This window comes from Streptomyces sp. NPDC104226 (genome assembly GCF_055584085.1).
Genome location: NZ_JBVJMS010000001.1, coordinates 1202800 through 1221133, shown reverse-complemented (window position 1 = coordinate 1221133; position 18334 = coordinate 1202800). Strand labels below are relative to the sequence as shown.

Genomic DNA, 18334 nt, shown 5'->3' with positions numbered 1-18334 from the left:
CATGAACGGGCGGTGGTACGACGCCGACGCGGGCCCGCTCGTCCGTCCGTACGCCATGACGGGCGGACGGACGAAGCCGGGACCCCACGGGGTCCGGTTCGACCTGATCGCGCTGGTCGCCGTGGACCCGGCGGGATCGGACGAGGCGGCCGAGTCGCTGCTGGGACCGGAGCACCGGGCGCTGCTCGGACTGTGCCGGGACGAGACCCAGTCCGTGGCCGAACTCGCGGCGGACGCGGACCTGCCCGTGGGCGTGGTGCGCGTACTGCTCGGAGACCTGCTGGAGGCCGGGCACGTCAAGGTCAGCCGGCCGGTGCCGCCCGCACAGCTGCCGGACGAGCGGATTCTGCGTGAAGTCATCGAGGGATTGCGAGCGCTGTGATGGGACTGCACGACAACGGGCCTGCGCCCGCTGCCGGGGGCGGCGAGGAACTGGCCGCGCTCGCGCTGAAGATACTCGTGGCGGGCGGCTTCGGCGTCGGCAAGACGACCCTGGTCGGCTCGGTCAGCGAGATCCGGCCCCTGCGCACGGAGGAACTGCTCAGCGAGGCCGGGGAGCTGGTCGACGACACGGGAGGGGTCGACCAGAAGACGACCACCACCGTGGCGATGGACTTCGGGCGGATCACGATCAGGTCGGGGCTCTCGCTGTACCTGTTCGGGACCCCCGGGCAGGACCGGTTCTGGTTCCTGTGGGACGAGTTGTCCCAGGGAGCGCTGGGCGCGGTGGTCCTCGCCGACACGCGGCGGCTGGAGGACTGCTTCCCGGCCGTCGACTACTTCGAGCACCGGAAGATCCCGTTCGTGGTGGCCGTCAACTGCTTCGCGAACGCCCGGAGGTACGCCTCGAACGAGGTCGCGCGGGCGCTGGACCTGGAGCAGGGGACGCCGGTGGTGTTGTGCGACGCACGGGACAAGGACTCGGGCAAGGAAGTGCTGATCCGGCTGGTGGAGTACGCGGGACGGGTGCACACGGCCCGGCTGCTGGAGTCGGTGGAGCCGCGGGCCGATTCGGTGTGAACCGGCCCGCGGTGCGGTGCCGTCGGTCGGACGAGCCGTCAGTCGGACACGCCGGCGGCCGAGATCACCTTGTCGATGGGGACGCGCACGAGGAGCTCGCCGGGGACGGCGTTGCGGCGGCCGAAGGCCTCGCCGTGCTCCTCTCCCATGTAGCGGGCGCCGATCCTGGTCGCCCAGGGGAGCATCGCGTCCAGGTCCTCGCTGATCTCGGCCCGGCCCTGGAGGACGACGTAGGAGAACGGCGGCCGGTCGTCGTCCACGCAGAGGGCGACGCGGCCGTCGCGGGCCAGATTGCGCCCCTTGACGGTGTCCTTCCCGGTGTTGAACACGAAGGAGTCGCCGTCGAGAACGAACCAGATGGGAGCGATGTGGGGGCTTCCGTCCTCACGGACGGTGGACAGTTTCCCGGTGCGGGTGGAGTGGGAGACGAACGCCCGCCATTCCTCTTGAGTCATCTTCTTCACCATGGGGCCATCCTCCTTGCCGGAAAGCCGCTGGTGGGTGAGGCTGGCGGCACGACTATGCGGGGTGGGGCGCGGCCGGTTCGGCCGCGTCCACGGGGAGGGGCTGTATATGGCGCTGGACAAGCAGCTGGACTGGCTGCTCGACGACTTGACGCGGCGGGTGCAGCAGGTGCGGCACGCGGTGGTGCTCTCCAACGACGGCCTGGTGACGGGCGCGAGCGCGGGGCTGGCACGGGAGGACGCGGAGCACCTGGCGGCGGTCGCGGCGGGTCTGCAGAGCCTGGCGAAGGGCTCGGGGCGGCACTTCCGGGCGGGTGAGGTCCGCCAGACGATGGTCGAGTACGACGACGGGGTCCTCTTCGTCATGGCGGCGGGTGCGGGCAGCTGCCTGTGCGTGCTGAGCGCCTCCGAAGCCGATATCGGGCACGTGGCGTACGAGATGACGCTGCTGGTCAACCGGGTGGGGGAGCACCTGGGCGTCGCGGAGCGGCGGATCACCGGCGGCTAGTCGGGCGGGGTTGTCCACAGGCACTGCGAGGCGTCGTAGCCCTGAGTTACGTTCTTCACACACAGTAATCACTCTGGTGGGGAGAGCGTGATGGCACAGACGATCCAGACGGTGGAGCCCGTTCCCGCGGCATGCGCGGAGGCCTCCGGGCTGATCGGCGGTGGACGAGCCGCCGAGGAACTGGGACTGAGTCGAAGCGAGTTCGCCCGCGCCGTCCAGTTGGGCCTGGTGCGGGCGGGACCTCCGGGGCCCGCCGGGGCCGCGCGGTACACCCGGACCGAGCTCGACCGGGTCCGGTCGGCCGAGGGGTTCCCGGACGCGCTGCGCGAGCGGGTGGAGACGGTCGCGGGAGCGGAGGCCGCGGCCGCCGTGCTGGGGGTCGGCCCGAGCCGGTTCACCCGGCTCGCACGCTGCGGCCACCTCACTCCGGTGGGATACCGGATCAACCGCTACCGGGCGGTGGTGTGGCTCTACCTGACCGTGGAGCTACGGGACTTCGCGGACCGCGAGCCCGGAATGCTGCGGGGGAGCGCGCCGCCGGCGGACCGGGAGCTGATGGCGGCCGGGGCGGACCTGCGCCCCCGGAAGTGGCGCGAACGGCACGTCGGGCTGTTGCTGAGAGGAACCGCCGACCCCTGGGAGCGGGCTGCCGTACTGGCCTCCGTGCTCCCCGGGGACGACGTGCGGGCGATCGTGCCGGACGCGGCGGAGCGCATCCTGCTGTGCGCGCTGGCCCCGCCCCCGCCCTACGGGCACCCGCAGGTGCCGGCGGCCGCCGAGGTGGCGACCCGGCTGCTGCGTGCCGGGTCACCGGACGAGACCGGCTGGTACCGCACCAGCCTCGACTTCGCCCTGACCGGAGCGAGGGGTCAGTCGAAGTCGACGGGGGAGAGGGGGCCCAGGTAGACCCAGGCCCCGTTGTCCCGAGCGAAGGAACTGTGCTCGTGCAGGGAACCGGTGTGCCGGCCCTCTCGGTAGTGCGCGCGGAACTCCACCGAGCCCTCCGTCTCGAACATCCCGCCGCGCTCGGTGGCCAGGATCTCCAGCCGTTCCCAGCGCTGCCCGGGATCCAGGTCGAGCACACCCGGCCGGGTCGACGGGTGCCAGGAGCGCCGGAGATAGGCGGTGTCGCCGACGGCGAAGGCGCTGAAGCGGGAGCGCATCAGCAGCTCGGCGGTGGGAGCCTGCCGCTCACCGGAGTGGAAGCGGCCGCAGCACTCCGCGTAGGCGGCGGGCAGCCCGCAGGGGCAGGGGACGGCTGGAGCGGGAGCCGGGGTGGGCATGGAAGCACTCAGTTCTTCGTGGAGGGGAGGGACTACTGCGGGGACACGGCCGGCTTGGAGGCCTTCGCGCCGTACGGGCGGAAGAGCCCTTCCTGGACCACCGACACCAGCAGCTTGCCCTCGAGGTCGTAGATGCGACCGCGTGCCAGGCCCCGGCCGCCGTGCGCGATGGGCGACTCCTGGTCGTACAGGAACCACTCGTCGGCCCGGAACGGCCGGTGGAACCACATGGCGTGGTCGAGGGAGGCCATGTCGAAACCGCGCATGCCCCACAGGGGCTCCACGGGGATGCGCACGGCGTCGAGGAGGGTCATGTCACTGGCGTAGGTGAGGGCGCAGGTGTGCACGAGCGGGTCGTCGCCCAGCGGGCCGACGGCGCGCATCCACACCGCACTGCGCGGATCGGCGTCCTTGAGCTCCTCGGGGGTCCAGCGGAGCCGGTCCGTGTAGCGGATGTCGAAGGGCTGGCGGCGGGCCATCCGCTCCAGAGCCTCCGGCAGCGTGCCCAGGTGCTCCCGGATCTCGTCCACGACCTTCGGGAGCGTGTCCGGGTGCGGGAAGTCGAGGCGGGGAGGCAGCTGGTGCTCGATGCTGCCCTCCTCCGGCTGATGGAAGGAGGCGGTCAGATTGAAGATGGTCTTGCCCTGCTGGACCGCGGTGACCCGGCGGGTGGTGAAGGAGCGCCCGTCGCGCACCCGCTCCACCTGGTACACGATCGGCACTCCGGGGATGCCGGGGCGCAGGAAGTACGAATGGAGGGAGTGGACCGGCCGGTCGCCCTCCGTGGTGCGGCCGGCCGCCACCAGCGCCTGGCCGGCGACCTGGCCGCCGAAGACGCGCTGGAGGGACTCCTGGGGACTGGCGCCCCGGAAGATGTTGACCTCGATCTGCTCCAGGTCGAGCAGATCGACCAGCCTTTCGGCGGGGTTCGTCATCAGAGGATCTCCACGGTCGGGCCCGGCGGCCGGGCGGGCGCCGGCCGGTTGCGGGTCGAGGGTCGGTTACGGGTCGGGTGCCCGCCCGGACGGAGCCGGGAGGAGGTCAGAGCTGGCCGAGTTCGCCGACCGAGGTGACGCGCAGGACCGCCCGGCCCTCCTCGTCGGAGGCCGCGAGGTCCACCTCGGCGCTGATGCCCCAGCCATGGTCCCCGTTGGGGTCGGCGAAGGTCTGCCGGACGCGCCACAGGCCGTGCGCCGGGTCCTCCTCGATCTGGAGCAGCTTGGGGCCGCGCGCGTCCGGGCCCGTGCCCAGGTCGTCGTACTCGTCCCAGTAGCCGTCCATGGCCTCGCCCCAGGCGTCGGCGTCCCAGCCGGAGTCGCCGTCCAGCTCGCCCAGCACGTTGACGTGGTCCAGGGCCGCCAGCTCGACCCGGCGGAACATCGCGTTGCGGACCAGGACGCGGAAGGCGCGGGCGTTCGCGGTGACCGGCTTGACCTGGTCGGCCTTCTCCTGGGCCTGCTCCGCCGTCTCCACCTCCGGGTTCGCCAGCTGCTCCCACTCGTCGAGCAGGCTGGAGTCGACCTGGCGGACCAGCTCGCCGAGCCACTCGATCAGGTCCTGGAGGTCCTCGGACTTGAGGTCGTCGGGGATGGTGTGGTCCAGCGCCTTGAAGGCGCTCGCCAGGTAGCGCAGCACGATGCCCTCGGTGCGCGCCAGCTCGTAGTACGAGGTGAACTCGGTGAAGGTCATCGCGCGTTCGTACATGTCGCGGATGATCGACTTCGGCGAGACGGGGTGGTCACGGACCCACGGGTGGCTCTTGCTGTACACGCCGTAGGCGTGCAGGAGCAGCTCTTCGAGGGGCTTGGGATAGGTGATCTCCTGGAGCCGCTCCATCCGCTCCTCGTATTCGACCCCGTCGGCCTTCATCGCGCCCACGGCCATGCCGCGTTCCTTGTTCTGCTGGGCGGCGAGGATCTGGCGCGGGTCGTCCAGCGTGGACTCCACCACCGAGACCATGTCCAGCGCGTAGGAAGGGGACTCCGGGTCCAGCAGGTCGAAGGAGGCCAGCGCGAAGGTGGACAGCGGCTGGTTCAGCGCGAAGTCCTGCTGGAGGTCGACCGTCAGCCGGATCGTGCGGCCCTCGGCGTCCGGGGTGTCGAGCTTCTCGACGACACCGCCGTCCAGCAGCGAACGGTAGATGGCGATGGCCCGGCGGATGTGGCGCAGCTGGGCCTTGCGCGGCTCGTGGTTGTCCTCCAGCAGGTGGCGCATCGCCTGGAAGGCGTCGCCGGGCCGGGCGATGACGGACAGGAGCATGATGTTGGTGACCTTGAAGCGCGAGGTCAGCGGCTCCGGGTCGGCGGCGATGAGCTTCTCGAAGGTGGTGTCCGACCAGGCCACGAAGCCCTCGGGGGCCTTCTTGCGGACCACCTTGCGGCGCTTCTTCGGGTCGTCGCCCGCCTTGGCGAGGGCCTTCTCGTTCTCGATGACGTGCTCGGGCGCCTGGGCCACCACATAGCCGGCGGTGTCGAAGCCGGCCCGGCCGGCGCGGCCGGCGATCTGGTGGAACTCGCGGGCGCGCAGCGTGCGGACCCGGGTGCCGTCGTACTTGGTCAGCGCCGTGAACAGCACCGTGCGGATCGGGACGTTGACGCCGACGCCGAGGGTGTCGGTGCCGCAGATGACCTTCAGCAGACCGGCCTGGGCCAGCTTCTCCACCAGGCGGCGGTACTTGGGCAGCATGCCCGCGTGGTGCACGCCGATCCCGTGGCGGACGTAACGCGAGAGGTTCTGGCCGAACTTGGTGGTGAAGCGGAAGTTGCCGATCAGCTCGGCGATCTTGTCCTTCTCCTCGCGGGTGCACATGTTGATGCTCATCAGCGACTGCGCCCGCTCGACCGCCTGGGCCTGGGTGAAGTGCACGATGTACACCGGCGCCTGCCGGGTCTCCAGCAGCTCGGTGATGGTGTCGGTGATCGGCGTCGTGACGTACTCGTACGACAGCGGGACGGGCCGGGTCGCGGAGCGCACCACCGCGGTGGGGCGGCCGGTGCGCCGGGTCAGGTCCTCCTCGAACCGCTTCACGTCGCCGAGGGTCGCGGACATCAGGACGAACTGCGCCTGCGGCAGCTCCAGGATCGGGATCTGCCAGGCCCAGCCGCGGTCCGGCTCCGCGTAGAAGTGGAACTCGTCCATCACGACCTGGCCGATGTCGGCGTACTTGCCGTCGCGCAGGGCGATCGAGGCCAGCACCTCGGCGGTGCAGCAGATCACCGGGGCGTCCGAGTTCACCGAGGCGTCGCCGGTCAGCATGCCGACGTTCTCGGTGCCGAAGAGCTTGCACAGGTCGAAGAACTTCTCCGAGACCAGGGCCTTGATCGGCGCGGTGTAGAAGGTGACCTTGTCCTGGGCCAGGGCCGTGAAGTGGGCGCCGGCCGCGACGAGGCTCTTGCCGGAGCCGGTCGGCGTGGACAGGATCACGTTCGCGCCGGTGACCACCTCCATCAGCGCCTCCTCCTGAGCCGGGTACAGGGTGATGCCCTGGTCCTCGGCCCACGAGGAGAAAGCCTCGAAGAGGGCGTCGGGGTCGGCGTTCGGCGGGAGCTGATCAATGAGGGTCACACCCCCCATCTTGCCTGGCTTCCCCCCGGATCAGGGAACCGGCGGACAGAAGGAAGATCATCGGCGGTACGCTGTGCCGTCGATGCGGCCCGAACGACACCGTCAACAGGGCCCGACCAGCACACCACCGGGGCGGGGAACGACCATGATGGGTCCGGCGCACTCACTGTCCGGGGCAGCGGCCTGGCTGGGGGTGGGCGCCGCGGCGGCCGCCTACGGGCACCCGATGCCCTGGCCCGTCCTCGTCGTCGGCGCGCTGATCTGTGCCGGAGCCGCCCTTGCCCCCGACCTGGACCACAAGTCGGCGACGATCTCCCGCGCCTTCGGCCCGCTCTCCCGGGTCCTGTGCGAGGTGGTCGACAAGATCTCCTACGCGGTCTACAAAGCCACCCGGGCCCCGCGCGACGCCCGCCGCACCGGGGGCCACCGCACCCTGACCCACACCTGGCTCTGGGCCGTCCTGATCGGCGCCGGCTCCTCCGCGATCGCCGTCACCGCGGACCGCTGGGGCGTCCTCGCGCTCCTCTTCGTCCACCTGGTCCTCGCCGTCGAAGGCCTGCTGTGGCGGGCCGCCCGCATGTCCAGCGACGTCCTGGTCTGGCTGCTCGGCGCGACCAGCGCCTGGATACTGGCCGGCGTGCTCGACCAGCCCGGCAACGGTTCCGACTGGCTCTTCACCGCCCCCGGCCAGGAATACCTGTGGCTCGGCCTGCCCATCGTGCTCGGCGCCCTGGTCCACGACATCGGCGACGCCCTGACCGTCTCCGGCTGCCCGATCCTGTGGCCCCTGCCCATCGCGGGCAAGCGCTGGTACCCCATCGGCCCGCCGAAGATGATGCGCTTCCGCGCCGGCAGCTGGGTGGAGCTCAAGGTCCTCATGCCGGTCTTCATGCTCCTGGGCGGCATCGGCGGAGCCTCGGCCCTCGGTTTCTTCTGAGGCCCGTAGCCTGGTGGGATGCCCGAAATCCATGAGCTCTGGCCCCTGGCGCCTTCCTCCGAGACCGACTGGCTGACGGAGCTCTGCGGGGACGGGACCCTCGGCTTCCCCCCGCCCCGCAGGCCGGACGCGGCCTGGGTGCTGAACGCGATGTACCAGCACACCGGCGGGATCCTGAGCATCTCCCACCACGAGGCGCGGCAGGTGGCCATCGCCGCCGGCGCCGTCGAACCCGCCCGGTTCGGCGACATCGACCTGGAAATAGGGGTCGCCACGGGCGGCCGAGTGGGACGCGCGGAACACCCGGGGCCGCAGTACCGCCGCCTGCGCTGGGCCGAGCTGTCCGCGCGCTGCGGGGACCCTATGGTCCCCGAAGGGAGCCTTCCCTCCTGGCGCTGCTTCCCGTCCGCGAAGCTGGACGACAGCTGGCCGGTCGGCCTGCAGCCACCCACGGAAGGCAGCCTCGACCGACCCACCTGGGACCGGCTGATCGACCTGCTGACCGCCCACGCCCCCGAAGGCGCGGACACGCGCTGCCTGGCGTACTACAACCCGTTGATGCTGGCCACCGTCGACTTCGACGCACCGCACGTCCGTGTGGGCCGGCTCGGAGACGCACACGCCCTCTACGACAACCCGGAAGCGGACTTCAGCCCCTCCAACCTGTGGCCCGAGGACCGCTCCTGGATCGTGTACACCGACTACGACCTCTGGGCCACCAAGGTCATCGGTCCCGAGCGACTGGTCGACGCCCTGCTCCGTGATCCCGAGATCGAGGCCGTCCGCCTGCCCTGGACCACGTAGGCCGGGTCCAGGGCAGGCGGCGCGGGGGCCGTCACCCGTGCCAGGAGTTCCACAGGGCGGCGTAGGCGCCGTTCGCCGCTACCAGGGTGTCGTGCGAGCCGAGTTCGGTGATGCGGCCGCCCTCGACCACCGCGATCACGTCCGCGTCGTGCGCGGTGTGCAGCCGGTGCGCGATCGCGATCACCGTGCGGCCGTCCAGCACCCGGGCCAGCGAGCGCTCCAAGTGCCGTGCCGCGCGCGGGTCCAGCAGCGAGGTGGCCTCGTCCAGCACCAGCGTGTGCGGATCGGCCAGCACCAGCCGGGCCAGCGCGATCTGCTGCGCCTGCGCCGGGGTCAGCGCCGTGGAGCCCGAGCCGACCTCGGTGTCCAGGCCGGCGTCCAGCGCCCGCGCCCAGTCCTCCGCGTCGACGGCGCCGAGCGCCGCCCACAGCTCGCCGTCACCGGCCTCCGGGCGTGCGAGGCGCAGGTTGTCCCGCAGGGAGCCCACGAACACGTGGTGTTCCTGGTTGACCAGGGCCACGTGCTCGCGGACCTTTTCCGCGGGCATCTGCGACAGCTGCGCCCCGCCGAGGGTGATCTCCCCGGTCCGCGGCGCGTAGATGCCCGCCAGGAGCCGGCCCAGTGTGGACTTGCCGGCGCCCGAGGGCCCGACGAGGGCCATCCGGGTGCCCGGCGGCACCGCCATCGACACCTGGTGCAGTACGTCGACGCCCTCGCGGTACCCGAAGTGCACCCGGTCCGCCCGGACGTCCCTGCCGTCCGGACGGACGCCCGCGTCGCCCGCGTCGGGTTCGATCTCCCGTACGCCCACCAGCCGGGCCAGCGAGACCTGCGCGATCTGCAGCTCGTCGTACCAGCGCAGGATCAGACCGATCGGGTCGACCATCATCTGCGCCAGCAGGGCGCCCGTGGTCAGCTGCCCCACCGACATCCAGCCCTGGATCACGCAGTACCCGCCGATCAGCAGCACCGAGCCGAGGATCGTCACGTAGGTGACGTTGACGACAGGGAAGAGGACCGTCCGCAGGAACAGCGTGTACCGCTCCCACGCCGTCCACTCCTTGATCCGCCGCTCCGACAGCTCGATCCGGCGCGCGCCGAGGCGGTGCGCCTCGATGGTGCGGCCCGCATCCACCGTCTCGGTGAGCACGGCCGCGACCGCCGCGTACCCGGCCGCCTCGGAGCGGTAGGCCCGGGGCGCCCGCTTGAAGTACCAGCGGCAGCCGACGACCAGCACCGGCAGCGCCACCAGCGCGGCGAGCGCCAGCGGCGGCGCGGTCACCGCGAGCGCCCCGTAGAGCAGGCCCGCCCACACCACGCCGATGGCCAGCTGCGGCACGGCCTCGCGCATCGCGTTGGCCAGCCGGTCGATGTCCGTGGTGATCCGCGACAGCAGGTCACCGGTTCCCGCACGCTCCAGCACGCCCGGCGGCAGGCCCACCGACCGCACGAGGAAGTCCTCGCGCAGATCGGCCAGCATCTCCTCGCCGAGCATCGCTCCGCGTAGCCGGACCAGCCGCACGAACACGGTCTGGACGACGAGTGCCAGGGCGAACAGCAGCCCCACCCGGCCCAGATGGAGTTCGCGGGCCCCTTCCGAGAGCCGGTCCACGACCTGGCCCAGCAGGTACGGGCCGACCATGGAGGCGATCACCGCGACCGTGTTGACCCCCACCAGGACCAGGAAGGCCCGCCGGTGGCGGCGGAACAGGCCGCGCACGTAGCTCCGTACCGTCGCGGAGCTGCCCACGGGCAGGGTCGCGGCCGTTTCCGGGGCGGCCGGATCGTAGTGCGGCGGCGCCACGCCGATCATGCGGATTCCTCGATCTCTGTCAGTACGGATTCCAGCCGCGGGAGCCGCTGTTCTTCCTCGGTCTCGCGGGTGACGACCGCCCGGTAGCGCGGGTCGCCGTGCAGCAGCTCGCGGTGCGTGCCGCTCGCCGCCGCCTTGCCCTCGTGGATCAGGACGACCCGGTCGGCGCGGTCCAGCAGCAGCGGCGAGGAAGCCAGTACCACCGTCGTGCGACCGGAGCGCAGCGCCGAGATGCCCTCCGCGATCCGGGCCTCGGTGTGCGAGTCGACCGCCGAGGTCGGCTCGTCGAGCACCAGCACCTCGGGGTCGGTCACCAGGGACCGCGCCAGCGCCAGCCGCTGGCGCTGCCCGCCGGACAGCGAGCGGCCGCGCTCGGTGATCCGGGCGTCCATCGGGTCGTCGACCCCGTCCGGGGCGGACTGCAGCAGGGCGTCCAGCACGTCCGCGCACTGGGCCGCCGCGAGCGCCTCGGACGGTACGACCGCTCCGGATGCCGGTACGTCGAACAGCTCGCGCAGCGTTCCGGACAGCAGGACCGGATCCTTGTCCTGTACGAGGACCAGCGTGCGCGCATCGGCGAGCGCGAGCTCGTCCAGTGCGACCCCGCCCAGGAGGACGGAGGGACCGGCCGCCGCGTCCATAGGGTGCCCGCCCAGGCGCTCGGCGAGCCGGCCCGCCAGGTCGGGGTCCCCGCAGACCACGGCGGTGAACCGGCCCGCCGGAACCAGCAGCCCGGTCTCCGGGTCGTACAGGTCCCCGCCGGCGGCGGGGGCCCGCACCGCCTCGGTGGCGACGATGGGCTCCGCAGCCTTTTCCGGCGGCGCGGCCGTCTCCGGCGACCCGGCGCTCTCCGGCTCCACACCGGCCTCCGCCTGTGCGCCGGTCCGGGTCAGCGACAGCACCCGGGCGGCCCGTTTCGCGGAGGGGCGGGAGAAGGAGTACGCCATGGCGATCTCCTCGAAGTGCCGCAGCGGGTAGAGCATGGTCGCCACCGCACTGAAGGCGGCGACGAGTTCGCCGACGTCCAGCCGGCCGTCCAGGACGAGCGCGGACCCGTACCAGACCACGGTGACCAGCAGCGCGCCCGGCAGCAGCACCTGGATCGCGGAGATCAGCGCCCACATCCGGGCACTGTGCACCGCTGCCTCGCGGACCTGCTGCGAGGCCTCGCGGTAGCGGCCGAGGAAGAGTTCCTCGCCGCCGATGCCGCGCAGCACCCGCAGCCCCGCCACGGTGTCCGAGGCCAGTTCGGTGGCCTTGCCCGCCTTCTCCCGCTGGACGTCGGCGCGCCGGGTGGCGCGCGGCAGCAGCGGCAGGACGGCCAGAGCGAGCACCGGCATGCCGATCGCCACGACCACGCCGATCGTGGGCGCGTAGAACAGCAGGACGGCGCAGCCGATGACCAGGGTCAGGGCGGCGGCCAGGAAACGGGAGACCGCCTCGACGAACCAGCCGATCTTCTCCACGTCGCCCGTGGACACGGCCACGACCTCGCCCGCCGCGACCCGTCGGGCCAGGGCGGAACCGAGCTCGGCGGTCTTGCGGGCGAGCAGCTGCTGGACCCGGGCGGCGGCGGTGATCCAGTTGGTGACGGCCGTGCGGTGCAGCATCGCGTCGCCGACCGAGATCGCGACGCCGAGCAGCGCGATCAGGCCGCCGACCCACAGCAGCCGGGCGCCGTCGCGGTCCACGACCGCGTCGACACCCAGGCCCACGGTGTACGGCAGCCCCGCGACGCCGCCGAAGTGCAGGAGCCCCCAGCACAGGCTTTTGGCTTGTCCGCCGAGTTGGCCCCGCCCCAGCCACCAGAGGAAGCGGGGGCCGGAGCGAGCGTCGGGTACCCCTGGGTCCGGATACGGAAGATCGCTGATCTGCATGACGCCCCATGACTGGTCGAGTGTTCCAAACCGTGCAAGGTTCGCGTTCCGGACCGGTCCGGGGCAATCGATTTTCCGTTGGCCGCGCCTCCTCGCAGCAGGGTCTGCGCACCCGGCGGCCGGGCCTGCCGGAGCGGATCCGGGTCCCGCTGTCAAGCCCCGAATTTCCGAGACATGACGTGCGGTGTTCCGATCGTGCCTAGTGGAAAGCGACCCTTCATTCCGCAGGACGGCTTGGGAGAGACGCATGGCGACACACTCCGAGATCACGCGCTGGGCGTCCGCCGACCGCATGCCGGAGGAATGCGACGGAATCTCGCTCGCCCGGTCCGTGACGAACCAGGTACGACGGACGGGAAAGCACTTCCTTTCGAACGAAACGCTCCTGCGTTTGAGCGACATCGGGCGACGGCACGGGGCGGACCGGCCGTTCCTCAGCGCTTTTCTCGACTGCACCCTCGACAAACACGAGGGACGCTTCCAGAACCGGACCTACCTCGCGCTGCCGGTCCTGGAACTCCTCATGGACGACCGGCACGCCGCGCCGAGCGCGGACCGGATGTCGACCCTGCTGATGGCCGACGTGGTGCGCTTCGAGATCGAGGCGGCAGCCGGGTCGCCCGAGGGCTCCGGGCGGGACCGGCCGGATGCACCCACGCTGAGCACGCGGCTGCGGCATGCCCTGCGCCTCGTGACAGGGCTCGACCGGGCGCAGGACGGCGACCTTCCGTCGCGGCTGGCGCACGCTCCCCGGACCCGCCTCGAAGACCTTGCCGATCGCCTGCCCAGACCGTCGGCGACGGACCATGCCCGGTGGTTCGACGTCACCGTCCAGCCGGTTTCCACCGTGCACGACGAATACTTCTTCATTCGTGTCCTCCAGACCCACGAAATGCATTTCACCGCACTGGCGGCTGCCATGAAAGAGGTGATCGGGTCGCTGCGTGCGGGGGATCCGGAAAGGGCCGCGGAGCTAGTGGATCACGGGGTGGCGATGTTCGAGCGGGCCGCGACGCTCTTCCGTGTCGTGGCCACCATGCGGGCGGAACAGTTCTCCGCTTTCCGGCAGTACACCCAGGGCGCCAGCGCCATTCAGTCCGAACAGTACAAACGGTTCGAGGGCCTGTGCGGAGTTCCGCCCGTACCGCGCCTGGATTCGTCCGCATTCACGAGCGTGCCCGCCGTACGGGCCGAGGTGCGGGATCCCGGCCACGACACCGTCACCCGGGCCTACCACGACCTCCGGAGCGGAGGGCGCGTCGACCCGGCGCGGTGGACCCGCCTCGACAGGGCGATCGGCCGTCTGGAGCGCGGGCACCAGCGGTGGAAGTCGGCACATCGCGGTCTGGCCGCGCGCATGCTCGGCGACGCCCACGGTTCGGGCTACACCGACGGCGTCCCCTATCTGACGCAGTGCCTGGAGAACCGGCTGTTCCGGCAGCCGGGCACCGGCCACTGAGGGGTGAACCGGCTGTCATTGCGGCCGTGTTGCAGGTTCGTGGCCATCGGGACGAGGAGGTTCCCGCAGGTGGGGCCGGGGTTCTACGGTCCGTCGGGAATCACGACCAAGGAGCGCCCCGCCATGCCCCTCGACCTGTCGGACGAGAGCCAGTACGACCGCCTGCGCCTGAAGCAGTGGGCGCGCGACCGCGCACGCTCCGCCGGGGTGGACCGCCGGGACCTGCTCGGACTGTTCGTGGCGGGAGCCACGGCCGGCTCCCTCGGACTGGGCGCCGCCGGAACCGCCGCGGCCGCCACCGGCAGTGCGGCGACCGCCGCTGCCGCGCTGCCCGGGACCGTGAAGCCGCTGCCGCCCGAGCTGTTCACCATCCGGGGCACCAACGCGGAGACCAACTTCGCCGCCCTGCGCGGCACGGGCCCCCTGACCCCCCTCGACCGGTTCTTCGTACGCAACCACACCGTCACCCCGCGCCTCGACGCGCACGACTGGCGGTTGACGGTGTGGGGCGACGCCCTGTCCGGCGGGCCGGTGGAGTTCTCCTACGACCGGCTGCGCGCGCTGCCGGCGGTCGAGCGGACCCTGTTCATCGAGTGCGCGGGCAACGGCCGCAGCTTCTACACCACGCAGCAGGGCCAGCAGGTGAGCGGGACCGCGTGGACCCTCGGCGCGATCGGTGTGGCCCGCTGGCGCGGCGCCCGGCTGTCCGACGTCCTGAGGCGGGCGGGCCTGACCCGCGGGGCCGTGGACGTGCTGCCCCGCGGGCTGGACGACGAGGTCGTCACGAACGGGGTGAACCTGGGCCGGGTGCGGCGCCCACTGCCCGTCTCCAAGGCCCTCGACGACGTGATCCTCGCGTACGAGATGAACGGCGAGCCGCTGCCGCCCGACCACGGCGGTCCGGTCCGCGTGGTCGTACCGAACTGGATCGGGATCTCCTCGATCAAGTGGGTCGGGGACATCGAGGTGAGCGGGCAGCCCCTCTACACACCGTGGAACACCGACCTGTACCGGCTGTTCGGGCCCGACCAGCCGCCGCAGGGCAGTGCCCCGCTGACCCGCCAGACCATCAAGAGCGCCTTCGAGCTGGAGCCGGGCGCGACCGTGCCCGTCCGCCGGACGCGGCTGCTGACCGGGCGCTCCTGGTCGGGAGCGGCGCCCGTGCACCGGGTGGAGGTCAGCACCGACGGCGGGGACCACTGGCAGCGGGCCCGGCTGCACGACGTCCCGTGCCGGGGCAGCTGGGTGCGCTGGTCGTTGCCCTGGACGCCCCGGGCCACCGGCCCGACCGCGCTGCTGGCGCGGGCCACCGACACCACCGGCCGGACCCAGCCGGCGACCACGCCCCACAACACGCAGGGCTACCTGTTCGACGCGGTGGTGCGCCACCCGGTGAGCGTGATCTGACCTCGACGCGAGAACTTCTAGGTCGTCTCTTTCGGATCTTGTCGGTCGAGCTCGCGGTGTCTGGTGCCGTGCCTGGGCGTGCTGTCGGGGCGCTCGCGTGCTGGGTGTACGTGGTCGCCCCGGCAGTGCGGCCGGGCGCGGTACCAGACACCGCGGGCCCGGCAAGATCCGAAAGAGACGACCTAGGGCCGGGTGGCGCGCTCCAGTTCCAGCAGCGCCGAGTAGTAGCTGCGGCCCGTGGCCCGGTCCATGCCCACCTCGCACATCCGGTTCGCCGACAGGTGCGCGTCGAACTGCCGGGCCGTCACCTCGGCTGCCTCGCGCGCCGTCGCCGACTCCGTCAGCTCCGGGTGCAGCATGCCGCGGTCGCCCGCGAAGGCGCAGCACCCCGTGTCGTACGGGACCACCACCTCGTCGGCGCAGGCCTCGGCCACGGCCCGCAGGTGCGCCTCGTCGTCGAGGTGCCGCATCGAGCAGGTGGGGTGGAGCACCGCCGAGCCGACCGTGCGCCGGACCTCCAGGTGCGGAAGGAGCTCCTCGGCCGCCCAGACGATGGAGTCGACGATCCGCAGCTCGGCGTGGAGCGACCGGTTGTCGTCCGTCAGGTACGGGACCACCTCGTGGGCGATGCCCAGGGTGCAGGAGGAGGCGTCGACCACGAGCGGCAGTCGCCCGCCGGCCGTCCAGCCCCAGGCGGCTTCCACGATCCGGTTGGCCATCACGCGGTTCCCGGCGTCGTACCCCTTGGAGTGCCAGATGGTCGCGCAGCAGGTGCCCCGGACGTCCCCGGGGATCCACACCGGCCTGCCGGCCCGCTCCGACACCGCCACCACGGCTTCGGGCAGGGAGGGTCCGCCGGCGCCGCCGGGGCCGCCGAAGATCCGGTTGACGCAGGCCGGGTAGTAGACCGCGGCGGCGCCCCCGCGCCGGGTGACGGGCAGTTTCCGGGCCGCGGCGCCGGGGACCTGCGGCAGCCACTCCGGGACCAGGTCGGGCCGTACGATCCTGCGCGCCGCCCCCGTCACGGCCTCCAGGAGCCCGTCCCCGACGGCGTCGGTGATCTTGTCGGCGGCTGCCACGGCGAGCCGTGCGGCGACCTCTACGGCGCCGAACCGCAGGGCGGCGAGCTCGGCCGCGCGCTCCTCGCGCGGGCTGTGCCGGCGGTGCCGGAAGTCCTTCATCAGGGCGCCGGTGTCGATGCCGACGGGGCAGGCGAGCTTGCAGGTGGAGTCGCCGGCGCAGGTGTCCACGGCGTCGTACCCGTAGGCGTCGAGCAGGCCGTCGAGCACGGTTGAGCCGGGCTGCTGGCGCATCATCTCCCGGCGCAGCACGATCCGCTGGCGCGGGGTGGTCGTCAGGTCCTCGCTGGGGCAGGTCGGTTCGCAGAACCCGCACTCGATGCAGGGGTCGGCGACGGCCTCCACCTGCGGGATCGTCTTGAGGCCGCGCAGGTGCGCCGTGGGATCGCGGTCCAGGAGGATCCGCGGGGCGAGCACCAGGTCCGGGTCGACGACCCGCTTGGTCCGCCACATCATCTCGGTGGCCCGGGGTCCCCACTCCAGTTCGAGGAAGGGGGCCATGTTGCGGCCGGTGGAGTGCTCGGCCTTCAGCGAGCCGTCGAAGCGCTCCACGGTGAGCCGGCAGAAGGCGTCCATGAACGCGGCGTACCGCTCGACGTCGGCGGGCCGGGCGGCGTCGAAGGCGAGCAGGAAGTGCAGGTTGCCGTGGGCGGCGTGCCCGGCGACGGCTGCGTCGAAGCCGTGTTCCGCCTGGAGTTCGAGGAGCGCCTCGCAGGCCTCGGCCAGCCGGGACGGGGGGACCGCGAAGTCCTCGGTGATCAGGGTGGTGCCGGAGGCGCGGGCGCCGCCGACGGCGGTGACGAAGGCCTTGCGGGCCTTCCAGTAGCCGGAGATGGTCTTGGCGTCGCGGGTGAAGGCATTGGTCACCGAGGCCACCGGGGCCACCAGGTCCAGCCCGGCCAGCACTTCGGCGGCCCGCCGCTCGTACTCCGCGCGGCCGGCCTCGTCGGGAGCCCGGAACTCCACCAGCAGCGCGGTGGTGTCCTTGGGCAGCGAGGCCCAGTCGGCGGGGACGCCCGCGACGCTCACCGAGGCGCGCAGGGTGTTGCCGTCCATCAGCTCGACGGCCAGGGCCCCCGCCTCGTTGAAGAGCGGTACGGCGGCGGCCGCGGCGGGAAGCGAGGGGAAGAAGAGCAGGGCGCTGGTGAGCTCGCGGTCCAGCGGCAGGGTGTCGAAGACGACCTCGGCGATGAAGCCGAGCGTGCCCTCGGAGCCGACCATCAGCCCGCGCAGGATCTCCACGGGGGTCGCGCCGTCGAGGTAGGCGTCGAGGCGGTAGCCGGTGGTGTTCTTGATCTCGTACTTGGCCCGGATGCGGGCGACGAGCTCCGGATCGGCCTCGATCTCCTTCTTGATCTCCATCAGGCCGTGGCACAGGGCGGGCTCGGCGTGCTCCAGCTCCTCGTCGGCGAGCGGATCGGCGGTGTCCACCACGGTGCCGCTCGGCAGCACGAAGGTGAGGGAGGACAGGGTGCGGTACGAGTTCCTCGTGGTGCCCGCGGTCATGCCCGAGGCGTTGTTCGCGACGACTCCGCCGAGGGTGCAGGCGATGGCGCTGGCCGGGTCCGGGCCGAGGATCCGGCCGTGCCGGGCGAGCGCGGCGTTGGCGCGGAGGACCGTGGTGCCGGGCTGGATCCGGGCCCGCAGGCCCTCGTCGAGCACCTCGACCCCGGCCCAGTGGCGGCGGACGTCGACGAGGATGTCCTCGCCCTGGGCCTGCCCGTTGAGGGAGGTCCCGGCGGCCCGGAAGACCACCTCGCGCTGCTTGCCGTGGGCGTAGGACAGGACGGCGGAGACGTCGTCGATGTCCTCCGCGATCACGACGACCTGCGGCAGGAACCGGTACGGGGAGGCGTCGGAGGCGTAGCGGACCAGGTCCGAGACGCCCGAGAGCACCTTGTCGGCCCCCAGCAGTTCCGCCAGCTCGCTGCGCAGCGGCTCGGGGGTGCCCGTCGAGGCGCGGTCGGGCACCCGGTCGGGGGCGGGGCCGCCGAGGGTGCGCGGGCGCAGGGCCCCCGGCTTCGGTTCCAGCAGTGGCATCTGCAGCCCCTCAACTCGCGCCGTGTCGGTCGATCACACTGGGTCGGTCTCACTGGGTCGATCTCACTCGTTCGGCGCA

Annotated in this window: 15 protein-coding genes; 8 read left to right on the top strand and 7 right to left on the bottom strand. The window is 72.0% G+C overall.

What is annotated here, in order from left to right:
* Nucleotide 1: 1 nt before the first annotated feature.
* A complete protein-coding gene (locus ACZ60J_RS05375; RefSeq protein ID WP_469679120.1) occupies nucleotides 2-382 on the top strand; it encodes a DUF742 domain-containing protein in 381 nt (126 codons plus the stop codon).
* On the top strand, nucleotides 382-1020 hold the full coding sequence (locus ACZ60J_RS05370; RefSeq protein WP_469679058.1) for a GTP-binding protein: 639 nt from the start codon (nucleotides 382-384) through the stop codon (nucleotides 1018-1020). Before ACZ60J_RS05375 ends, ACZ60J_RS05370 begins: the two co-directional genes overlap by 1 nt.
* Nucleotides 1021-1058: 38 nt before the next feature.
* On the opposite strand, the gene ACZ60J_RS05365 is transcribed toward ACZ60J_RS05370, so the two are convergent.
* Nucleotides 1059-1487, bottom strand: coding sequence for a PPOX class F420-dependent oxidoreductase (locus ACZ60J_RS05365; protein ID WP_469679057.1), 429 nt, complete (start codon nucleotides 1485-1487; stop codon nucleotides 1059-1061).
* 106 nt (nucleotides 1488-1593) lie between these two features.
* On the opposite strand from ACZ60J_RS05365, the gene ACZ60J_RS05360 reads away from it, so the two are divergent.
* Together ACZ60J_RS05360 and ACZ60J_RS05355 are read left to right on the top strand one after the other, a co-directional pair.
* Nucleotides 1594-1992: a roadblock/LC7 domain-containing protein gene (locus tag ACZ60J_RS05360; protein WP_243340556.1), complete on the top strand. Its 399-nt coding sequence runs from the start codon at nucleotides 1594-1596 to the stop codon at nucleotides 1990-1992.
* 90 nt (nucleotides 1993-2082) lie between these two features.
* Complete coding sequence (locus ACZ60J_RS05355; protein ID WP_469679056.1) at nucleotides 2083-2898, top strand: DUF6397 family protein; 816 nt, start codon at nucleotides 2083-2085, stop codon at nucleotides 2896-2898.
* On the opposite strand, the gene ACZ60J_RS05350 is transcribed toward ACZ60J_RS05355, so the two are convergent.
* From ACZ60J_RS05350 to ACZ60J_RS05340, 3 genes are all read right to left on the bottom strand, one after another.
* Nucleotides 2862-3275, bottom strand: a complete 414-nt coding sequence (locus tag ACZ60J_RS05350; RefSeq protein WP_469679055.1) for a YchJ family protein — start codon at nucleotides 3273-3275, stop codon at nucleotides 2862-2864. The genes ACZ60J_RS05355 and ACZ60J_RS05350 overlap by 37 nt on opposite strands.
* 32 nt (nucleotides 3276-3307) lie before the next feature.
* On the bottom strand, nucleotides 3308-4210 hold the full coding sequence (locus ACZ60J_RS05345; protein ID WP_469679054.1) for an acyl-CoA thioesterase: 903 nt from the start codon (nucleotides 4208-4210) through the stop codon (nucleotides 3308-3310).
* A 106-nt stretch (nucleotides 4211-4316) separates the two neighbouring features.
* Entirely contained in the window at nucleotides 4317-6839 is a 2523-nt protein-coding gene (locus ACZ60J_RS05340; protein ID WP_469679053.1) for a DEAD/DEAH box helicase, read from the bottom strand.
* Between the two features lie 145 nt (nucleotides 6840-6984).
* On the opposite strand from ACZ60J_RS05340, the gene ACZ60J_RS05335 reads away from it, so the two are divergent.
* The gene (locus ACZ60J_RS05335) at nucleotides 6985-7776 is read left to right on the top strand and encodes a metal-dependent hydrolase (RefSeq protein ID WP_469679052.1); all 792 of its coding nucleotides are present in this window, start codon (nucleotides 6985-6987) and stop codon (nucleotides 7774-7776) included.
* 18 nt (nucleotides 7777-7794) lie between these two features.
* Entirely contained in the window at nucleotides 7795-8580 is a 786-nt protein-coding gene (locus ACZ60J_RS05330; protein WP_469679051.1) for a hypothetical protein, read from the top strand.
* Between the two features lie 31 nt (nucleotides 8581-8611).
* Here ACZ60J_RS05330 and ACZ60J_RS05325 read toward each other — a convergent pair whose 3' ends face one another.
* Both ACZ60J_RS05325 and ACZ60J_RS05320 read right to left on the bottom strand, forming a co-directional pair.
* On the bottom strand, nucleotides 8612-10393 hold the full coding sequence (locus tag ACZ60J_RS05325; RefSeq protein ID WP_469679050.1) for an ABC transporter ATP-binding protein: 1782 nt from the start codon (nucleotides 10391-10393) through the stop codon (nucleotides 8612-8614).
* Nucleotides 10390-12270, bottom strand: a complete 1881-nt coding sequence (locus ACZ60J_RS05320) for an ABC transporter ATP-binding protein (protein ID WP_469679049.1) — start codon at nucleotides 12268-12270, stop codon at nucleotides 10390-10392. The genes ACZ60J_RS05325 and ACZ60J_RS05320 overlap by 4 nt, the downstream gene beginning before the upstream one ends.
* 247 nt (nucleotides 12271-12517) lie before the next feature.
* Between ACZ60J_RS05320 and ACZ60J_RS05315 the strand changes: the two genes are divergently transcribed.
* Together ACZ60J_RS05315 and ACZ60J_RS05310 are read left to right on the top strand one after the other, a co-directional pair.
* The gene (locus ACZ60J_RS05315; protein ID WP_469679048.1) at nucleotides 12518-13729 is read left to right on the top strand and encodes a tryptophan 2,3-dioxygenase family protein; all 1212 of its coding nucleotides are present in this window, start codon (nucleotides 12518-12520) and stop codon (nucleotides 13727-13729) included.
* Nucleotides 13730-13852: 123 nt separating this feature from the next.
* Nucleotides 13853-15136, top strand: a complete 1284-nt coding sequence (locus tag ACZ60J_RS05310) for a sulfite oxidase (protein ID WP_469679047.1) — start codon at nucleotides 13853-13855, stop codon at nucleotides 15134-15136.
* A gap of 182 nt (nucleotides 15137-15318) precedes the next feature.
* On the opposite strand, the gene ACZ60J_RS05305 is transcribed toward ACZ60J_RS05310, so the two are convergent.
* Nucleotides 15319-18255, bottom strand: a complete 2937-nt coding sequence (locus ACZ60J_RS05305) for an FAD-binding and (Fe-S)-binding domain-containing protein (RefSeq protein ID WP_469679046.1) — start codon at nucleotides 18253-18255, stop codon at nucleotides 15319-15321.
* Nucleotides 18256-18334: the final 79 nt, after the last annotated feature.

Excerpts from the sequence above, each read along its gene's own strand:
- ACZ60J_RS05315 (WP_469679048.1), top strand. The coding sequence starts at position 12,518 with ATGGCGACACACTCCGAGATCACGCGCTGGGCGTCCGCCGACCGCATG.
- ACZ60J_RS05320 (WP_469679049.1), bottom strand. The coding sequence starts at position 12,270 with ATGCAGATCAGCGATCTTCCGTATCCGGACCCAGGGGTACCCGACGCT.
- ACZ60J_RS05345 (WP_469679054.1), bottom strand. The coding sequence starts at position 4,210 with ATGACGAACCCCGCCGAAAGGCTGGTCGATCTGCTCGACCTGGAGCAG.
- ACZ60J_RS05335 (WP_469679052.1), top strand. The coding sequence starts at position 6,985 with ATGATGGGTCCGGCGCACTCACTGTCCGGGGCAGCGGCCTGGCTGGGG.
- ACZ60J_RS05360 (WP_243340556.1), top strand. The coding sequence starts at position 1,594 with ATGGCGCTGGACAAGCAGCTGGACTGGCTGCTCGACGACTTGACGCGG.
- ACZ60J_RS05310 (WP_469679047.1), top strand. The coding sequence starts at position 13,853 with ATGCCCCTCGACCTGTCGGACGAGAGCCAGTACGACCGCCTGCGCCTG.
- ACZ60J_RS05375 (WP_469679120.1), top strand. The coding sequence starts at position 2 with ATGAACGGGCGGTGGTACGACGCCGACGCGGGCCCGCTCGTCCGTCCG.
- ACZ60J_RS05350 (WP_469679055.1), bottom strand. The coding sequence starts at position 3,275 with ATGCCCACCCCGGCTCCCGCTCCAGCCGTCCCCTGCCCCTGCGGGCTG.
- ACZ60J_RS05370 (WP_469679058.1), top strand. The coding sequence starts at position 382 with ATGGGACTGCACGACAACGGGCCTGCGCCCGCTGCCGGGGGCGGCGAG.
- ACZ60J_RS05325 (WP_469679050.1), bottom strand. The coding sequence starts at position 10,393 with ATGATCGGCGTGGCGCCGCCGCACTACGATCCGGCCGCCCCGGAAACG.
- ACZ60J_RS05355 (WP_469679056.1), top strand. The coding sequence starts at position 2,083 with ATGGCACAGACGATCCAGACGGTGGAGCCCGTTCCCGCGGCATGCGCG.
- ACZ60J_RS05305 (WP_469679046.1), bottom strand. The coding sequence starts at position 18,255 with ATGCCACTGCTGGAACCGAAGCCGGGGGCCCTGCGCCCGCGCACCCTC.
- ACZ60J_RS05330 (WP_469679051.1), top strand. The coding sequence starts at position 7,795 with ATGCCCGAAATCCATGAGCTCTGGCCCCTGGCGCCTTCCTCCGAGACC.
- ACZ60J_RS05365 (WP_469679057.1), bottom strand. The coding sequence starts at position 1,487 with ATGGTGAAGAAGATGACTCAAGAGGAATGGCGGGCGTTCGTCTCCCAC.